The following is a 17250-nucleotide window of genomic DNA, read 5'->3' on the forward strand; positions in this document are numbered from 1 at the left end:
CAGCGTGTTGCCGGCCCGCGCGACAAGGGCTGCCGCTGCGGTCGCGCCCCGTTGTGCGTCAGGTCCGGCCGAGCGCCGCGCCGAGCGCCCCGGACGCCGCGGTCAGGTCCGGCGGCGCCACCCCCGCGGCGATCTTCAGCAGCGCGGCACGCAGCATGTCGGACGCGCGGGCGTGTGCATCGAGCCCGCCGTCGGCGAGCGGCATGCCGTGCGCGGCGCGGCGCCACGCGAGCCCGAGCGTGTCGGCCAGCAGCGCCGCATGACCGAGCCCGAGCGCGCACGCGGCCGTACCGACCCGGTAGGCGGCCGCGGATGCGCGCCATGCAGCCCCCGCATCGGCCGCGGCCGGATCGACGGCCAGATCGGCCATCGACGCGTCGGCCGTCTGCAGGAAATCCTCATACGCATGCGCGTTGACGGTCACGACGCCGAGCGCACGGGTCGGCGCGACGGCAACCGCGTCGTGCTCGGCCCGCGCGGCGTCGGCCTCCCACAGCGCCTCGGACGCGGGCGTGCCGGCGACATGCCAGTCCACGGTCAGCCCATAGTCGTGCAGCACGTCGACGAGCGCGACGTCTTCCGCGGCTGCGCCGAACAGCGCGAAATCGCGCCACAACAGCGCGACCGTCTCTCGCACGAACTCGGGCGGCGCGCTGCGCCGCCGGCCCTGCGCCTGCTCGCCGAGCAGCAGGTTCGTCCGCGCCAGAAAGCGCTTCAGTTCGGGCGCGCCGGTTGCGCGCAGCGCACGCTGGCACGCTGCCGCGAGCCGCCAGAAATCGTACGGACCATCGTCGGCCAGCGCAGCCTGCATCGCATCGAGTTCGTCGAGCGCGGCGTCGGGCGCGCCGTGCTGCGCACGCAGCACGCCGAGCAGCGCCTGCTCGTAGCGGGCGCGTACCCGGGTCGCGATCTCCTCGGGCAGTACGCGCAGCGTGGCCTGCGGCACCGCGCGACCGACGAGCGCGAGCGCGTCGAGCGGCGTGCTCGCACGCAGGTCGGCGGCGCTTTGCGCACGCAATGCACGGAAATGATCGAAGAGAACGGACGAACAGGCGAGTTCGCGCAGGTTGTGGCGGCCGACGGCCGCGCGGAAGTCGCGCAGCGCGGCCCGCCAGCCGGCCGAAGTCGGCTCGGCGGCGACGAGCGGCACGGCGGCCGACAGTTGCCCGGCGAAACGGGCGGCCGGCAGCCAGCCGGCCTCCGCCAGCACGGCGGCGGCGGCTGACAGCGGCGCGGCCGCGTCGTCCCGGTGCTCGAATGCGTCGGCGGCTGCCGCGAGCCACGCGTCGGCGGCGCGCACGGCCCCGCCACGCGGGTTGGGCAGTGCGTCAGGGTGAGAAACGTTGGCCGGATCGGACGTCATGGACACGCGCGCCTGTCATCGTCAAGTCGCTCGCGCCGGCCGCGGCGCAAGAGCGCCGGGCAACCGCGAGGCCGAAGCGGTGTGTCCGTGGGCCAAGGGTCCGGTCAGATCTGGACCATCTCGAAGTCTTCCTTGCGAGCGCCGCATTCGGGGCACGTCCAGTTGATCGGGACGTCTTCCCAGCGCGTGCCCGGGGCGATGCCCTCTTCGGGCAGCCCGGCTTCTTCGTCATAAATCCAGCCACAAATCAGGCACATCCAGCTCTTGTATTCCATCTTAAGCCGCGTCGGGAAAAGTCGGTAAATTCGGGAGCCATGATGGTACCGTGTCGGGGCCGGACTGCCTAGCAATCGCGCTGGAGTACGGCGACTACGTTGCGCTGCGCTAAAAATTCCGTCGTGCGGGCCGGATTCCGCCGCATAATGACTGAAAAGTGCGGCCTGCCGGGCAACACGGGGCCGAAACGCCCACTTCGCCTCGCCGTCCGCAGTTCTGTCGCTTCCCCGTTTTTTTCTTGCCCCATTTCTACATGTCCAGCAACGCCCCTCCGATCGTCCTCACCTTCGGCCTGTCCGATCCCACCGGCGGTTCCGGCCTCCAAGCCGATCTGATGACCCTGGCGAGCATGGGCTGTCACGGCGTGTCCGTCCTGACGGGCTATACCGTGCGCGACTCCGCCGCCTGCGACGAAGTGACCGGCCTCGATCCCGATGTCGTCGCCGCCCAGGCGCGCATGCTGCTCGAGGACATGCCGGTTGCCGCGTTCAAGATCGGCGCCGCGACGCGCGCGGAAGTCGTGAGCGCGATCGCGGAAGTGGTCGCCGACTACGACGGCGTGCCGCTCGTGCTCGCACCGGACTTCACGCTCGACGACGAGCACGTGCTCGCCGCCGACGACCTGCGCGAATCGATCGCCGACCTGCTCGCACCGCAGACGACACTGCTGGTCGCCGACCACGCGACGCTGATCGCGCTCGCGCAGCCGGACGGCGATGCCGAGGCGCCGAATCTCGACGCGGCCGTGTCGCACCTGCTGTCGCAGGGCTGCGAGTACATCCTGTCGTCGGAGACGGGTTCGCACCGGCTCGTCAACACGCTGTACGGCGAGGAAGGCCAGCTTCGCGAAGACATGTGGGATCGCTCGCCGCACCGGCTGATGGGCATCACCGACACGCTCGGCGCGGCGATCGCGGCACTGCTCGCGAACGGCCAGGAGCCGCCCGAAGCGGTGCGCGAGGCGCAGGAATACCTGTACCAGGCCGTCCGCGACGCGTTCCGGCCCGGCATGGGCGCGTACCTGCCCGACCGGTTCTTCTGGGCGCGCAGCAACGATGAGGAAGGCGGGCGTCCGGTGACGGACAGCAGCAAGAACTCGCCGAGAATTGCCCGGCATTGACCAACGGAGGGGCGGCATGTTCACGCGAGCGAGGCGTCCCTTCGCGCTGACGGGCCTTCGATCACGCGTGCGGCGATCACCCATGTCGCCCGCAATTGCGACCGAATCGCATAACCGCCGTCCTCGTATTGCCGTCCGACGCAAGCGCCACACGTCACCCCTATCCGTTCAGATCGATTTTTGCAACGTTTGATTGTAATATTGCAAAATTGTAAATTGCCGCGCGCGCCGAGCGTCTCCTGCCCACCAGCCCACCCCACTTACTATCCCGTCCGGGCGACGATCATGAAAAGACCATACGGCTACCGATGTGTGAGATCGCGCCTGCCTGCTCCGATCGCGACTCCGGCAATCGCAGCCCGCATGTAATTTGCCGTAATTTTCCAGATTTCAATCTGTTCTATATTCCAGTGATGTTTGCCGAATTCGAAAAGGCTACTTCGATATTCGAACGCCATCAGCATGTGGGCGAATGTCTCTCTGGCAAGCGATGAAATTAATTATTCAAATCCCATGCTTCAACGAAGCCGCCGCATTGCCGATTGCACTGGCGGCACTTCCTCGCCGAATCCCCGGATTTGACACGGTCGAATGGCTGATCGTCGACGACGGCAGCAGCGACGGGACCCTCGAGGCCGCGCGGGCCGCCGGCGTCGATCACATCATTCGGCATTCGCGCAACCGCGGCTTGGCACGCGCCTTCATGACCGGACTGGAAGCCTGCCTGCAGCGCGGTGCCGACGTCATCGTCAATACCGATGCCGACAATCAATACAATGCCGCGGATATTCCCGCTCTCGTCCACCCGATTTATCTTGGTGACGCCGATATCGTCGTCGGTGCGCGGCCGATCGATGAAATCGCGCATTTTTCGCCGCTCAAGAAAGCGCTGCAGAAAATCGGCAGCTGGGTGGTCCGTGCGGTCAGCCGCACTGATATTCCCGACACGACGAGCGGCTTTCGTGCCTATAGCCGCCACGCCGCTCAGCGGCTGACGGTCTTCAGTAATTATACGTATACCCTCGAGACGATCATCCAGGCGGGCCAACGAGACATGTCGATCGTGTCGGTACCGATCCGGGTCAACGGATTCCTGCGACCGTCGCGACTGGTGAAAAGCATCGGATCATACGTGATGCGCTCCGCCCATACGATCCTCCGGATTTTCGTGATCTACCGACCCGCCGCTTTTTTTGGCACGCTTGGCACGATCGTGCTCGGTGCGGGTGCGGCGATCGGGCTCCGCTTCGTCTATTTCTGGGCGACCGGCCATGGAACCGGACACATCCAATCCCTGATTCTCGCGTCGATACTGGTGGGTGCCGGCTTTCAGACACTGTTGATCGCCATCGTCGCGGACCTGTTGTCCACGAACCGCAAGCTGCTCGAGGATGTGCGTTTTATGGTCAAGCAGATGCAGACCGACCGTGCAGTCCCGCCGCAGTTCGACAAGGATGCGACACGCGCGTTCGAGGTCGTTCGATGAAGATGGCGCAGGGCATGGCCGAAAACGGGATCGTCGTCGGCAACCATTACGACAAGTACGGCTCACGCAACCCGATCGTCCGCCGTCTCATGCGTGGTTTCGATGAAGCCCTGACCGACGTCGTGGCCCGGGCGACACCGTCGTCCATCCACGAAATCGGCTGCGGCGAAGGGTATTGGGTTCTGCGCTGGCGACAGCAAGGCCTTCACGCCACCGGCAGCGATTTCTCCAGCCAAGTAATTGCGATCGCGCAGGAAAACGCGATCGCACGCGGGATCGATCCCGCGTATTTCTCCCGGCGCGACGTCTACGACCTGCAGCCCGAGGATGTGCAAGCCGATCTCGTCGTTTGCTGCGAAGTGCTGGAGCATCTCGAGCATCCGGAAGTCGCGTTGCGCAACATTCAGGCGCTGGGCGCACGCCACGTGATTTTCAGCGTGCCGCGTGAACCGATCTGGAGCGCAATGAACCTCGCGCGCGGCAAATATCTGTCCGCACTGGGGAACACGCCCGGCCACGTTCAGCGTTGGTCGACCCGTGCGTTCCTCGCCTTCATCTCCACACGCTTCGAGATCGTATGCGTGCGCACGCCGTTACCATGGACGATGCTGCTCTGCCGCCCTCGTAGCGCTGCACACGAGTGAAGTTCGGCAAACGGGAACGGCGCTGGGTGCATCTCGCCGGTAGCGCGTTGGGCGCGCTCGGCACGATCTTCGTCGGCATGAAGCTCGTCGAGTACAGCCGCCAACTTTCACTCGACACGTTCTCCGCAATGACGTGGAGCGCCGTGGCGTTGCTTAGCGCGGGCTACGGCGCGTGTGGCGTGTTGCTGGCGCTCGCGTGGCGGCACCTGCTGGCCCAACACGGCGTCGAGCCATCACGTACGTGGACCATTCGGACGTATGGCGTGTCGCAGCTTGCCAAATACACGCCGGGAAATATCTTCCATCTTGCCGGTCGCCAGGCGATCGGCATCGCGGCCGGCCTGCCTGCATGGCCTGTCGCGAAGTCAATCGGGTGGGAACTTGCCGTCATTGCATCGACCGCGCTGCCCTTCGCGTTGCTGGCGGCTCCGCTCAAATGGCCGGCAATCGGTACTTCGGCAGCCGTTGCTGCATTCGTAGGGCTGCTTGCCATTGCGGTGTGGACAGTCTGGACGACCTGGTCCCGACAGGTGGCGCGTGCGGTGTCGCTGCACGCCGCGTTTCTGCTTGCCGCAGGGCTAATCTTCTGCGCACTGCTCGCCATCGCGTCCAAACACACAACAGTCGACGCGCTTCGCGCAGGTTTCTGGCTACCCGTCTGCGGCGCCTACGTCGTGGCCTGGCTCGCCGGCCTTGTCACCCCCGGCGCACCGGCGGGTGTCGGCGTCCGCGAAGCCGTCCTGTACTGGTTGATGCACGGGATCGTCGGGCAAGCGGATCTGATTACCGCGATCGTCCTCGGCCGCATGGTGACCGTGACAGGCGACCTGATTTTCTTTGTCGGCGCGACGTTCGCCACCAAACACCCGCACTGATTCAGACATGCGCGACACTCAAAGAAACCTGCCTCCATTCGCACCGATCTTGCGCAGGGCGTTGCCGTTCGTGGCAGCGCTGGCGGTAGTCGCGGTTGTATACGGAGCCGTGCCCTTCGTCGCCCTTCCGACGCTTGGTCAGGCGTTGTGGATTTCATCATTCGCGCAGTCCTTCGCCAACAGCGGCTGGCCGTCGATCTTCGCCCACAATTTCGGTCTTCCAGCCCCCGCTCCGATCGCGTTCGGCCTGTCCGGCGCGCTTGTCGAAAGCACTCTGCTTGCTACTACGCCGCTGAACCCCGCGGATGCCTACAGCTCGACCATGCTGCTATTTCTAGCGCTCGCGCTGTGGGGCGCAAAATGCTACGCATCGGCACAGGGCGCTTCGGCACGATATGCGCTGGCGCTCGCCGTGGTGTGGGCAACCATGCCTGTCGTATGGGCCCACTCCGGATATTCAATGCTGTCCGCCGGGATCGCGCTGTTGCCTCTTTACCTATGGACGACACATCAACTATGCGATGCGATCGCTACGCGCGGCTCAAGGACGATCGCGGTATCGGGGATGAGATTCATCATCGTCGCATGTCTGGCAGCATTCACCGACGGTTATACGTTCGTCATGTTCGCAGTGGGCACAATCGTCCAGTATGCGGGCTGGCTCATGCAACCGGGCGAACGCAGGATACGTCAGCTTGCCGCCGGCGTGCCGCTTTACGCTGCCGGCTTTGGGATTGCATTCGTGCTTTACCGACAATACGTCGGCACACAAAGCTTTGCTGCCGATCCATTGTCCGTATTTCGCGGCTACGGCGTGGATGTGACCATGCTTGTGCGACCAACGCAAGGACTCCTGTGGATATGGGATGCACTGAGCATCAGCACACCCAGAAGCGACGCAGCCTACTTTGGCGACGCATCCGTGTGGTTCACCACGTTCATCGCGCCTGTCGTCATTGCGGGCATGGCTGGACTCGCCCTGACGAAAGAGCGCGCCCGCGGCATCCCGCTGCTGGTGCTTGGCGTGCTCGCAACATACCTCGCACTCGGCCCGTCGTTGAAAGTTGATTCCGTACGTCCCGACGCCGATCGCGCTGTTGGCAATTTCCAGGCTACGATGCCGCCCGAATACGCGATCGCGCCCACCGGATCGGCCTATCTGTCAACTCACGTACCGGGCTTCAAGAACATGCGCGCATCGTACCGATGGAGCGCGCTGACCGCCTTCGCATTCTGGGCTCTGTTTGTCTTGCTGATCACCGAGCTATCACGCCGCAACAAGCAAAACGTCGCGTGGTCGCTGCTCGGTCTGATGCTGGCATCGAACCTGCCGCATCCGGATTCCGGTCTCACGTACTCCGAAGTGCTCCATTTCGTGCGTCGGGTGCAACTGCATGCGCCGCTGCGCTTCCGCGACCAGTTCGAGATGCTCGACCGGTCAATCGTCGCGGATTTCAGGCAGGACGCCCCGAAGGAAGGGATCACAGCGTTCGTTCCGCAGGGCAACGACTTTCTGGCTGCCTATCTGGCCGCAGCGTCCGATACGCGCACCTACAACATCGGCGGCGATAAAAACGTCGCGCTCGCGCAAGTGCACTGGCCGCCCTCCGTCTCGGTGCTGTTTTCATCCGACACGACGACGCTTGCCGACAACATCGAGCGCACGCTGACGGACCGCAGCACGCGTGCAGTGGTCATCAGCTACGTTGACCTGCTATGGAATGCCCATCTTTGGCCACCGTCGTCGACGGAACTGGACCGCGCGCGCTCACGCTACGCTGCAGTGGTGAAAGCGCTCTCGACCAATCCCCGCTTCATCGTGAAAACGCGGCGCTATTACGCATTGATCATGCTGCGCGAATAACGCGCGCCGCGCATCCATCGATCCCTGCCGCTTCGTTCAGCATCGCCATCCGCGCGCGTACAAACAAAAAAAGACCCGCATCGCTGCGGGTCTTTTCTTTTGGCTGGAACGCGCATCGCTGCGCGTTCCGGACACCATCGACCGAAGTCGATTACATGTCCATGCCCATGCCGCCCATGCCGCCCGGCATGCCGCCCGGCATCGGTGCATCTTCCTTCGGCAGTTCTGCGACAGCTGCGTCCGTCGTCAGCAGCAGGCCTGCAACCGAAGCTGCGTTCTGCAGTGCGGTGCGCGTGACCTTGGTCGGGTCGACGACGCCGGCTTCAACCATGTCGACGTACTCACCCGTCGCTGCGTTGTAGCCGTAGTTGCCCTTGCCTGCTGCAACTGCTGCGACCACGACGCTCGCTTCTTCGCCGCCGTTCGTGACGATCTGGCGCAGCGGCTCTTCCATTGCGCGCAGCACGATCTTGATGCCTGCGTTCTGATCGGCGTTCGCGCCGGTCACGCCTGCGATCGCGGTACGTGCACGGATCAGCGCAACGCCGCCGCCCGGGACGATGCCTTCTTCAACGGCAGCGCGGGTTGCGTGCAGCGCGTCTTCGACGCGTGCCTTCTTTTCCTTCATTTCGACTTCGGTCGCAGCGCCGACCTTGATCACTGCCACGCCGCCGGCCAGCTTGGCCACGCGCTCTTGCAGCTTTTCACGGTCGTAGTCCGACGTCGCTTCTTCGATTTGCGTGCGGATCTGCTTGACACGCGCTTCGATGTTCACGGCTTCGCCTGCGCCGTCGATGATCGTCGTGTTTTCCTTGCCCACTTCGATGCGCTTCGCCTGGCCCAGTTCAGCCAGCGTTGCCTTCTCGAGCGTCAGGCCGGTTTCTTCCGCGACGACCTGACCGCCGGTCAGGATCGCGATGTCTTCCAGCATCGCCTTGCGACGATCGCCGAAGCCCGGCGCCTTGACCGCAACGGTCTTCAGGATACCGCGGATGTTGTTGACGACCAGCGTTGCGAGCGCTTCGCCTTCGACGTCTTCGGCGATGATCAGCAGCGGACGGCCTGCCTTCGCGACTTGTTCGAGCACCGGCAGCAGATCGCGGATGTTCGACACCTTCTTGTCGTGCAGCAGCACGAACGGGTTTTCGAGGACGGCGACTTGCTTGTCCGGGTTGTTGATGAAGTACGGCGACAGGTAGCCGCGGTCGAATTGCATGCCTTCGACGACGTCGAGTTCGTCGGCCAGCGACTTGCCGTCTTCGACGGTGATCACGCCTTCCTTGCCGACCTTGTCCATCGCTTCAGCGATGCGATCGCCGATCGACGAGTCGCTGTTCGCCGAGATCGAGCCGACCTGTGCGATTTCCTTGTTCGTCGTGCACGGCTTGCTGATCTTCTTCAGCTCTTCGACAGCCGCTGCGACTGCCTTGTCGATGCCGCGCTTCAGGTCCATCGGGTTCATGCCCGATGCGACGTACTTCATGCCTTCGCGAACGATCGATTGCGCGAGGACGGTTGCCGTCGTCGTGCCGTCGCCTGCGTTGTCGCTGGTCTTGGAAGCGACTTCCTTGACCATTTGCGCGCCCATGTTCTGGAGCTTGTCCTTCAGCTCGATTTCCTTCGCGACCGACACACCGTCCTTGGTGACCGTCGGGCCGCCGAAGCTGCGCTCGAGCACCACGTTGCGGCCCTTCGGACCCAGCGTGACCTTGACTGCGTTGGCGAGAATGTTCACGCCTTCAACCATCTTCGAACGGGCGGAATCGCCGAATACGACGTCTTTAGCTGCCATCTTCTAACTCCTTGAATTCTTGGGAATATGTACCGTCAGTGGACGCTTACTTCGCGTTGACCACGGCCATGATGTCTTCTTCGCGCATGACCAGCAGTTCCTGGCCGTCGACCTTGACGGTCTGGCCTGCGTACTTGCCGAACAGGACGCGATCGCCGACCTTCACGTCGAGCGCGATCGGAGCGCCCTTGTCGTCACGCTTGCCCGGGCCGACCGCGAGGATCTCGCCTTGATCCGGCTTTTCAGCAGCGGCTTCGGGGATGACGATGCCCGAGGCGGTCTTGGTTTCTTGATCCAGACGCTTGACGATCACGCGATCGTGCAAAGGACGAAGGTTCATATTCACTCCTCTCTTGACTGAGATTGAAGAACGCTTGGGGAATCTGCCCGGCAAATTGCCCGGCAGAGAATTGTTAGCACTCTCGTGCAGCGAGTGCTAATTATATGGACGGGTTTTGACAAATTCAAGAAGGGGAGCCGGAGGTTTTTTCGTGCGAGGCGGAACGACGGAAAAACGGGGGTGAATCACAAAAATTCAGTTAAAACAATTACATAAGCATCAATCTCGCACACCGGGAGCGGACGGGATACGGGAAATCCCGACCCTCGCCCCAATTTGACACGGGGCGAGCACCGAGTTCCCGCGGTCGTCCGGCATCGCATGCAAAGGCTGCTCGGACGCCACAGGAGCCCAAACGGCTGCCACGGGATCGTCACATGTCCGGACAGCCCGCCACTGGCTGGAACGTCCGGCCGTCGGTCACGACCGTCGCGCCGAGCAGTCGCGCGAGGCCTTTCGCGCCTTCGCGCATCACGACGTCGTGATTCCAGGCGAACAGCGGGCGCGCGATCGGCTCCAGCCAGTTCATCCAGCGCTCGCGCGTGCGGATGTGCCAGTCGTAGCGCACGACGGTGCGCGCACCGTCGCCGGCGAACGACCAGCGGCCGTCGCCTTCGATCGCGCCGCTCGCGCGGCCTTCGAGCACATGCGGCCGCTCGACGCGCAGCACGCGCATGTCGAAGGTCAGCCGGTACGGCAACGCGCCTTTCCACGTGTATCGCTGCAGCGCGCCGACGCCGCGCGCATCGCCGCGCTCGATCTCGGCGGTCTGCACGGCACTCTTCCACCAGTCGGGCCAGCGATCGACCTGGTAGATCGCGTCCCAGACAGCCGCGAGGGGCGCGTCCACGCGCCACGTCGTCGAAAACCGGTATTCCGCCATGCTGCCTCCGGCGCGAATCAGAATCGGGATCAAGCGCGCGATCAGGGCGCGAAAAAGCGGGCGGGAAACGCGACGTCGATCTCGACGTCGTCGAGCGTCACCGTTTCGAGCGGCGCGCCGTCGTCATCCGCGAAGCTGACGACCTTCAGCGGAAAGCCGTCCTCGGCGTCCAGCCACAACAGATAGCGATGCACGCCGTCAACCACGTGTGCGGGCGCGCCCGTCACCGATACGCGCAGCGTGGTACGGCCGCCGATGGTTTCCTTGCCTTCCGTCACGGTCGCACCGCCCTGCTGCAGCGCGTGTACGTTGCGCAGCAGCACGCCGACATCCGACCGGTCGACGCGATGGCCGCTGCGGTCGCGCAGGAGCGGATTGGACGGCGACAGCGTCAGCGCGGGCAGCGCATGCTCGCCGAACGGGCGCAGCCGTACCTTGCCCGCGTCGGGGTCGTACGCGAGCACCGCGCCGTGATGCGGCGACACGAAGTCCATCCGGACGAAACCGGGTTTCCGGTAGGCATAGTGGAATTCGGCGTGCTCGCCGCTTCGCGCGGACGAGCGGATCGTCGCGCGGTACGAATGGACCTGGTCGAAATGCGACTGCGCGATGGTAACGGGATCGGCTGTCATGCTCGCTCCTATCAGGCTCGCGGCCAGCAATGCGGCGATCACGGCGCCGCCTCGACGTCGAGCACGCCTTCCATTCCGCGCTCGCGATGGCTGCGCAGGAACAGCAGCCGATGCGTGCAATAGTAGGCGAAGCGGCCGGGCGCCGTCGGCGTGAAGCGCAACGTGCGCGGCGTCGTGCCCAGTTCGGTGTGCACCGCGATCCCGGCCTGCGGCGCGTCGATCTCGAAACTGTGCGGCACGACGCCCGGTTCGGCCGATACCGTGAGTTCGACCGGCACGTGCGCGCGGACGATCACGTGGTTCGGGCGAAAGAAATAGCTGCCGCCGACGATCGCCACCCGCTGCACGCCGTCGGCATCGACCGGCACGCGCACCGGCGCATCGCCGTCCGCCCGCGCGAGCCCGGCGCCCGCCACGAGCGCCACCGCCGCCATCACCGCCTTCGTGTTCATGTTGGCTCCCTGCCGATGTCGCGCGCGTCACCCCTTCCACGCGTCGGTCGGTCCGCCGAGCGCGCCGCATGCTTCGATCGCGAGCTCGCGCAGCCGTCGTTCGTCGGCGCGTCCGGAGAGTGCATAACCCATGCCGCGATCGGACCAGAAATACGTGTCGCGGCCGCCGGCCGACATCGACTGCGGCGCGAAGCGCCGCGCATCGTAGGCCGTCATGTAGAGCGTCACGCGCTTGCCGTCCGCACGCTGGTACATCAGTTGCGCGGCCGGCCCCGCGTCGCCCGGCAGCAGCCGGCCGCCCAGCAATGCATATCCGTATTCGTCGAGCGACGGCGCGCGCACGGACCGCCCGAGACGCGCGGACAGCCACGCGGCAAGGCGCGCCGGATCGCGTGCGTCGACCTCGACCGGATGCTCCCGATCGGCCGCGTACACGGCGTACGCGACGTCCGCGCGCGCGGCGAAGGCCGGCTCGGCACCGAACGTCGTCCAGCCCGCGTGCAGCGCGACGCCGATCACCAGCCCGGCCGCCAGTCCCGCGAATGCATGCGCGACGCCGCGCCAGCGCGGTGCGCGCCGCTGCACAAACAGCGCGGGTGCGGCGGCAGGCAGCGGGAACAGCGCGTGCAACGCGTCGCGCTGCGCGCCGTAATGCGCAAACCGGTCGGCTTCGCGCTGATCGGATTGCAGCCGTTCGAGCACCTCGCGGCGCTCCTGTCCGGACAGTTCGCCGTCGAGCAGCGCCGACAGCAATTGCGCCGATGCATCGGCCCCGCCGTCCCGATCATTCGAAGGTTTGCGCGGATCGTCGTCCATCATGTCTTCCCGATCACCCGTAACGCGGCCGCGCCGCGCGCCGGCGACTCGCCGGACAGCAGCGCACGCATCTGTTCACGCGCCCGCGACAACCGCGACATCACCGTCCCCACCGGCACGCCAAGCACCTGTGCGGCTTCGCGGTAACTCAATTCCTCGAGCGCGACCAGGAGCAGCACCTCGCGCTGCTCGACGGGCAGCCGATACAGCGCGCGCTGCACGTCGCGCAGCAGCAGGCCGCCGATCTCGTCGGTCGGCGCGGCCATCGTCTGCCATGGCGCGGTCGCATCGTCGACCGCGATCTCGTGCCGCGCGCGCAACTGGTCGATGAAGCGGTGGCGCAGCAGCGTCAGCAGCCACGCACGCAGGTTTCCGCCGTCGCGCGGCGGCCGGTTCAGCGCGCGCTCGAGCGTGTCCTGCACGAGATCGTCCGCCCAGGCCCGCTCGCCCGTCAGCGCGCGCGCATATCGCGTGAGATGCGGCAGCCACACCAGCAGGTCCGATTCGTAGCTCATCCGGATGCCTCGCGCATCGCCGCGCCGTCAGTCCGTCATTCGGTCCGTCGGTTTCTCAGGGGCGCGCGACGTGCCACATGCCGCCGATCCCGTCGCCGCCGGCATCGCCGGCCTTGCGGTCCATCTTCCAGCGATACAGCGGACGGCCGTGGTAAGCCCATTGCTTCCGACCGTCGTCGCGCGTGACGAGGCTCAGTGCACCCGTCGCCTTGTCGTATCCGTCGGCGAGCGCCGGCGGCCAGTTGGCCGCACAGGTGCCGGTGCAGGTGCTCTTGCCCGGCGCGTCGTGATCGAACACGTACAGCGTCATGTGATCTTCGTCGACCAGTTTCCCGTCACCGGCCTGCGGCGGCTCGGCGGCCGCGGGCCGCGCGATCGCGGCCGTCAGCGCGATGGCGAACAGCATCGTCTTCATTCCCGTTCTCCTTGACATGGCATCGCGGCACGGTGGCGCCGGACGGGACGTCGACTTCGTCATGACCATTATCCCGCTGTCCGGCCGCGCCGAGACTCGGTATGTAAACGGACGAAACCGGCCGGTTATTCCATGCCACCCCACAAAGCGACGCCATTCCTCACGGGAAACACATCGGGAACCCAAAGAAAACGCGGCATGACATTGCTGTCATGCCGCGATGTACGACCCGTTGCGCGCGGCGGGCGATGCGCCGCCGCCGCGCGTTCCGGCCGGTTACTTCGGCAATGCGCCAGTCACCGCCTGCAGCAGCGTCGACACCGGCGCGAGCGGGTTGTTCGCGGAGCCGTTGCCCGAGTGCGGCGTGACCGACAGGCTCGGCGTGGAACCCAGCGCCGCGCCCAGCGTCGTGCCGACAGCATTGACGACCGTTGCCGTCGCGTTGCCGGTCGTCGACACCAGCGAACCGGTCGCGCCCGCCGTGCTGCCGGCCGCGCTCGCGCCGGAGCCGAGCAGGCTGCCGCCCGCCGCAGCCGTCGAACCCGCCGCGCCCGACAGCGCGCCGGCCGCCTGTCCGAGGGCTGCCGGACCGTTCGCGAGGGCGCCCGTCACCGAACCGAGTGCACCGGTCAGTGCGCCGGCCGGGTTGCTGCCGCCGGTCAGACCGCTGACGAGGTTCGTGATCGGCGCGATCGGGCTGCCGCCTGCGCCCGACAGCGTGCCGACGACCTGGTTCACGACACCCTGCACCGGGGCCAGCGGGTTCGTGCCGCCGAGGTTGCCGAGCGCGCCCGTCACCGAGCTCACGGCCCCCGTCAGTGCGCCGGCCGGATTGCTGCCGCCGAGCGTGCCGACCACCTGGTTCACGACGCCTTGCACCGGCGCCAGCGGGTTCGTACCGCCGAGGTTGCCGAGTGCGCCCGTCACCGAATTGACCGCGTTGCTCAGTGCGGCTGCCGGGTTGCCGCTGCCGAGCGTGCCGACGACCTGGTTCACGACGCCCTGGACCGGGGCCAGCGGGTTCGTGCTACCGAGGTTGCCGAGCGCGCTCGTGACCGAACCGAGTGCGCCGGTCAGCGCGCCGGCCGCGTTGCCACCCGTCGGCAGTGCGTTCTGCAGGCCGCTGACGAGGTTCGTGATCGGCGCGATCGGGCTGCCGCCGCCGGCGCCCGACAACGTGCCGACGACCTGGTTCACGACGCCCTGCACCGGCGCCAGCGGGTTCGTGCCGCCGAGGTTGCCGAGCGCGCCCGTCATCGAGTTCACGGCGTCCGTCAGTGCACTGGCCGGGTTGCCGTTGCCAAGCGTGCCGGCGAGTTGCGTGACGGCGCCTTGCACCGGTGCCAACGGGCTCGACGCGCCGCCGATGTTGCCGAGCGTCCCCGTGATCGTATTGACCGCGTTGCCCAGCGCACCGGCCGGATTGCCGCTGCCCACCGTGCCCGTGACCTGGTCGACAATGTTCTGGATTGGTGTCAGCGGGTTCGTGCCGCCGACGTTCCCCAGTGCACCCGTGACCGTGCCCAGCGCACCGGTCAACGCACCTGCCGGATTGCCGCCGCCGAGCGCCCCCGTCACTTGATTGACGACACCTTGAACCGGCGCCAGCGGATTCGCACCGCCGCCCACGTTACCCAGTGCACCCGTGACCGTACCAACCGCATTGCTCAACGTCCCCGTCGCCGTGCCCAGCGCGCCGGTCAATGCGCCGGCCGGATTGCCGCCGGCGCCGCCGAGCGCGCCTTGCAGCGCGTTCACCGCGCCAGACAACGCCTGCGCCGGATCGCCCAGCGACGTCTGAATCGCGCCCGACCCGCCCGCCGCCACGGTGATCGAACCCAGCGGCGACGTGCCGGTCGCGGCCAGCCCGATCGAGACGCTGTTCGTCGGCGGATTCACGATTACCTGCGGAAGCGGCAGCGCATCGAGCGTCCCCGCGATAGCCGAACCGGAAGCCAGTACCCCGAACACCGTCGCGACCGACAGCGCCACACCCGTCAATTCAATCTTTTGTCCCATCTTTACCCCATCTCGGTTGGCACTACGTTGATAAAGCATGGGGACGGATTGCACGAAGTGTGCCACCCGGATAAAACGGATTGATTCGTTGGCCTATTGCGGGCCAATAACGGTTTTATATGGATTTCCGGGCAAATAAATGGGTCGCACGGCCACAATAATCTGACGAATTAGACGTCCGGCGCGCGGATGTAACGTAACGTTTGCGAGGCCAGAAGTAACGTGTTCCGGTACATTCCGTGCCACATCCGGACGTCCGTTGTGAAAGTGCCGCCGGATTGCCCTGGCAGATCGCCTGCTCCGCATTTCATTTTCATGAAAATGCATTAATAAATCACTTGTTTACCGTTTTTCTTATTTCGTGATTTCTTTCCGATCAATTACGCAGATCATTTCCATTTGCGCGACTGCGGATAATACGGATAACCAAATGAAAAAATGTGACGGCCGCACTGCGGCGGCCGTCGTATCGAAACGCGCTCAGCCGAAGCGCGCGGGTCGGTACGGATGGGGATCGATGTAGGTCGGCTCGCCCGTCATCATCTCGGCGAGCAGACGCCCGGTCGCGGGGCCGAGCGTCAGCCCGTGGTGGCAATGGCCGAACGCGAACCAAAGATGACGATGGCGCGGCGCAGGCCCGATCACCGGCCGCATGTCGGGCGTGCACGGCCGCATCCCGAGCCATGGTGCCGGATCGAGCCGCTCGCCGATGCCGAACGCGTCGCGCGCCAGCGGCTCGGCGCGCGCGAGCTGCACGCCGGTCGGCGGCGCGCCGCGCAACGCGATCTCGACGCCGGTCGTGAGCCGCAGGCGGCCGCCCTCCATCGGAGCGACGACGAACCCCTCCTCGGTATCGCACACGGGCACGTTCAGCGGCGCGCGGGTCGGCCGGTAATGCATGTGATAGCCGCGCTTGGCGCGCAGCGGAATCCGGTAGCCGAGCGGCGCGAACACGTGATCGGACCACGGCCCGAGCGCGACCACGGCCGAGCGGGCCGCGATCGGCCCATGCTCGGTATTGACCCGCCAGCCGTCGTCCACCTGCGCGAGCGTCGCCGCGTCGCCGCGCACGAACGTGCCGCCGTCACGCTCGAACAGCCGCGCGTACGCCTTCGTCAGGCCCCCGGGGCTCGACACGGTCTTCGGGTCCCGCCAGTGGAATGCGCCGCAGAATGCGTCGCCGATGCCGGGCTCGCGTTCGCGCAACGCGCGCGCGTCGAGGACGCTCATCCGCAACCCGTGCGCGTCGGCCACCCGCTGCTGCGCGCGCGTTTCCGCGTCGAACAGCGCCGGTGAACGGAACGCCTCGATCCACCCGCCGTCATGCACAAGCGGTTGCGCGTCGGTGCGCGCGAGCAGCGCGTCGTGCTCGACGACGCTCGCCGCGACGAGCGGCAGCATGTCGCGCGCGGCGGCCGCGAGCCGCTGCGGCGACGATTCGCGCCAGAAGCGCGCGAGCCAGCCCGCATACGCGGGCAATGCCTTGTAGTCCCAGTAGAGATCGACCGAGCGGTTGCGTGCGTAGCGCAGCAGCGTGCCGAGCCGGCGCGGGAACGCGTACGGCACGACCGACGAGCGCTCGATCAGCCCGGCATTGCCGTGGCTCGTTTCCTCGCCGGGCGCGCGCCGGTCGACGAGCGCGACGCGCAGCCCGCGATCCTGCAGATGCAGCGCCGACGACACGCCGACGATGCCGGCCCCCAGAACGATGACGTCGAAATCCATGCTTCCCCGTACTGCGTCGAGATTCGGTGCGAC

General features: G+C 66.1%; 17 protein-coding genes. 5 read left to right on the top strand and 12 right to left on the bottom strand.

Annotated features, from left to right (window positions below; genetic code table 11):
- Positions 1 to 58 precede the first annotated feature (58 nt).
- On the bottom strand, positions 59 to 1363 hold the full coding sequence (locus DIE08_RS19505) for a hypothetical protein (protein WP_124903078.1): 1305 nt from the start codon (positions 1361 to 1363) through the stop codon (positions 59 to 61).
- A gap of 104 nt (positions 1364 to 1467) precedes the next feature.
- A complete protein-coding gene (locus DIE08_RS19510) occupies positions 1468 to 1638 on the bottom strand; it encodes a rubredoxin (protein ID WP_004186709.1) in 171 nt (56 codons plus the stop codon).
- 254 nt (positions 1639 to 1892) lie between these two features.
- Between DIE08_RS19510 and DIE08_RS19515 the strand changes: the two genes are divergently transcribed.
- From DIE08_RS19515 to DIE08_RS19535, 5 genes are all read left to right on the top strand, one after another.
- The gene (locus tag DIE08_RS19515; protein ID WP_124903080.1) at positions 1893 to 2759 is read left to right on the top strand and encodes a hydroxymethylpyrimidine/phosphomethylpyrimidine kinase; all 867 of its coding nucleotides are present in this window, start codon (positions 1893 to 1895) and stop codon (positions 2757 to 2759) included.
- A 472-nt stretch (positions 2760 to 3231) separates the two neighbouring features.
- A complete protein-coding gene (locus DIE08_RS19520) occupies positions 3232 to 4245 on the top strand; it encodes a glycosyltransferase family 2 protein (RefSeq protein ID WP_260436544.1) in 1014 nt (337 codons plus the stop codon).
- The gene (locus DIE08_RS19525; protein ID WP_124903082.1) at positions 4242 to 4889 is read left to right on the top strand and encodes a bifunctional 2-polyprenyl-6-hydroxyphenol methylase/3-demethylubiquinol 3-O-methyltransferase UbiG; all 648 of its coding nucleotides are present in this window, start codon (positions 4242 to 4244) and stop codon (positions 4887 to 4889) included. Before DIE08_RS19520 ends, DIE08_RS19525 begins: the two co-directional genes overlap by 4 nt.
- Positions 4886 to 5764, top strand: a complete 879-nt coding sequence (locus DIE08_RS19530; protein ID WP_124903084.1) for a hypothetical protein — start codon at positions 4886 to 4888, stop codon at positions 5762 to 5764. The genes DIE08_RS19525 and DIE08_RS19530 overlap by 4 nt, the downstream gene beginning before the upstream one ends.
- 7 nt (positions 5765 to 5771) lie before the next feature.
- Positions 5772 to 7628, top strand: coding sequence for a hypothetical protein (locus DIE08_RS19535; protein WP_124903086.1), 1857 nt, complete (start codon positions 5772 to 5774; stop codon positions 7626 to 7628).
- A 151-nt stretch (positions 7629 to 7779) separates the two neighbouring features.
- Here the strand turns inward: DIE08_RS19535 and groL are convergent, their stop codons facing one another.
- The 10 genes from groL to DIE08_RS19590 all read right to left on the bottom strand — a co-directional run bounded on the left by groL (position 7780) and on the right by DIE08_RS19590 (position 17217).
- Positions 7780 to 9420 (bottom strand): chaperonin GroEL, encoded by a 1641-nt coding sequence (gene groL / locus DIE08_RS19540; RefSeq protein WP_059611329.1) that lies wholly within the window; start codon positions 9418 to 9420, stop codon positions 7780 to 7782.
- Positions 9421 to 9466: 46 nt separating this feature from the next.
- A complete protein-coding gene (locus DIE08_RS19545) occupies positions 9467 to 9760 on the bottom strand; it encodes a co-chaperone GroES (protein WP_011544732.1) in 294 nt (97 codons plus the stop codon).
- Between the two features lie 373 nt (positions 9761 to 10133).
- The gene (locus tag DIE08_RS19550) at positions 10134 to 10643 is read right to left on the bottom strand and encodes an SRPBCC family protein (RefSeq protein ID WP_059608129.1); all 510 of its coding nucleotides are present in this window, start codon (positions 10641 to 10643) and stop codon (positions 10134 to 10136) included.
- A gap of 41 nt (positions 10644 to 10684) precedes the next feature.
- Complete coding sequence (locus DIE08_RS19555) at positions 10685 to 11317, bottom strand: hypothetical protein (RefSeq protein ID WP_059608128.1); 633 nt, start codon at positions 11315 to 11317, stop codon at positions 10685 to 10687.
- A complete protein-coding gene (locus DIE08_RS19560) occupies positions 11314 to 11727 on the bottom strand; it encodes a hypothetical protein (protein ID WP_059608127.1) in 414 nt (137 codons plus the stop codon). The genes DIE08_RS19555 and DIE08_RS19560 overlap by 4 nt, the downstream gene beginning before the upstream one ends.
- 27 nt (positions 11728 to 11754) lie before the next feature.
- Positions 11755 to 12543, bottom strand: a complete 789-nt coding sequence (locus tag DIE08_RS19565) for an anti-sigma factor (protein ID WP_124903088.1) — start codon at positions 12541 to 12543, stop codon at positions 11755 to 11757.
- The gene (locus DIE08_RS19570) at positions 12543 to 13058 is read right to left on the bottom strand and encodes a sigma-70 family RNA polymerase sigma factor (protein ID WP_059608125.1); all 516 of its coding nucleotides are present in this window, start codon (positions 13056 to 13058) and stop codon (positions 12543 to 12545) included. Before DIE08_RS19570 ends, DIE08_RS19565 begins: the two co-directional genes overlap by 1 nt.
- A gap of 55 nt (positions 13059 to 13113) precedes the next feature.
- Positions 13114 to 13473 carry a hypothetical protein gene (locus DIE08_RS19575; protein WP_124629572.1) on the bottom strand — a complete coding sequence of 120 codons (360 nt, stop codon included), beginning with the start codon at positions 13471 to 13473 and terminating at the stop codon, positions 13114 to 13116.
- A gap of 276 nt (positions 13474 to 13749) precedes the next feature.
- Positions 13750 to 15492: a hypothetical protein gene (locus DIE08_RS19580; RefSeq protein WP_124903090.1), complete on the bottom strand. Its 1743-nt coding sequence runs from the start codon at positions 15490 to 15492 to the stop codon at positions 13750 to 13752.
- Between the two features lie 480 nt (positions 15493 to 15972).
- Positions 15973 to 17217 (bottom strand): FAD-binding oxidoreductase, encoded by a 1245-nt coding sequence (locus tag DIE08_RS19590; RefSeq protein ID WP_124903092.1) that lies wholly within the window; start codon positions 17215 to 17217, stop codon positions 15973 to 15975.
- Positions 17218 to 17250: the final 33 nt, after the last annotated feature.

This window comes from Burkholderia sp. Bp9004 (assembly GCF_003858025.1).
GTDB classification, from domain to species: Bacteria; Pseudomonadota; Gammaproteobacteria; order Burkholderiales; family Burkholderiaceae; genus Burkholderia; species Burkholderia diffusa.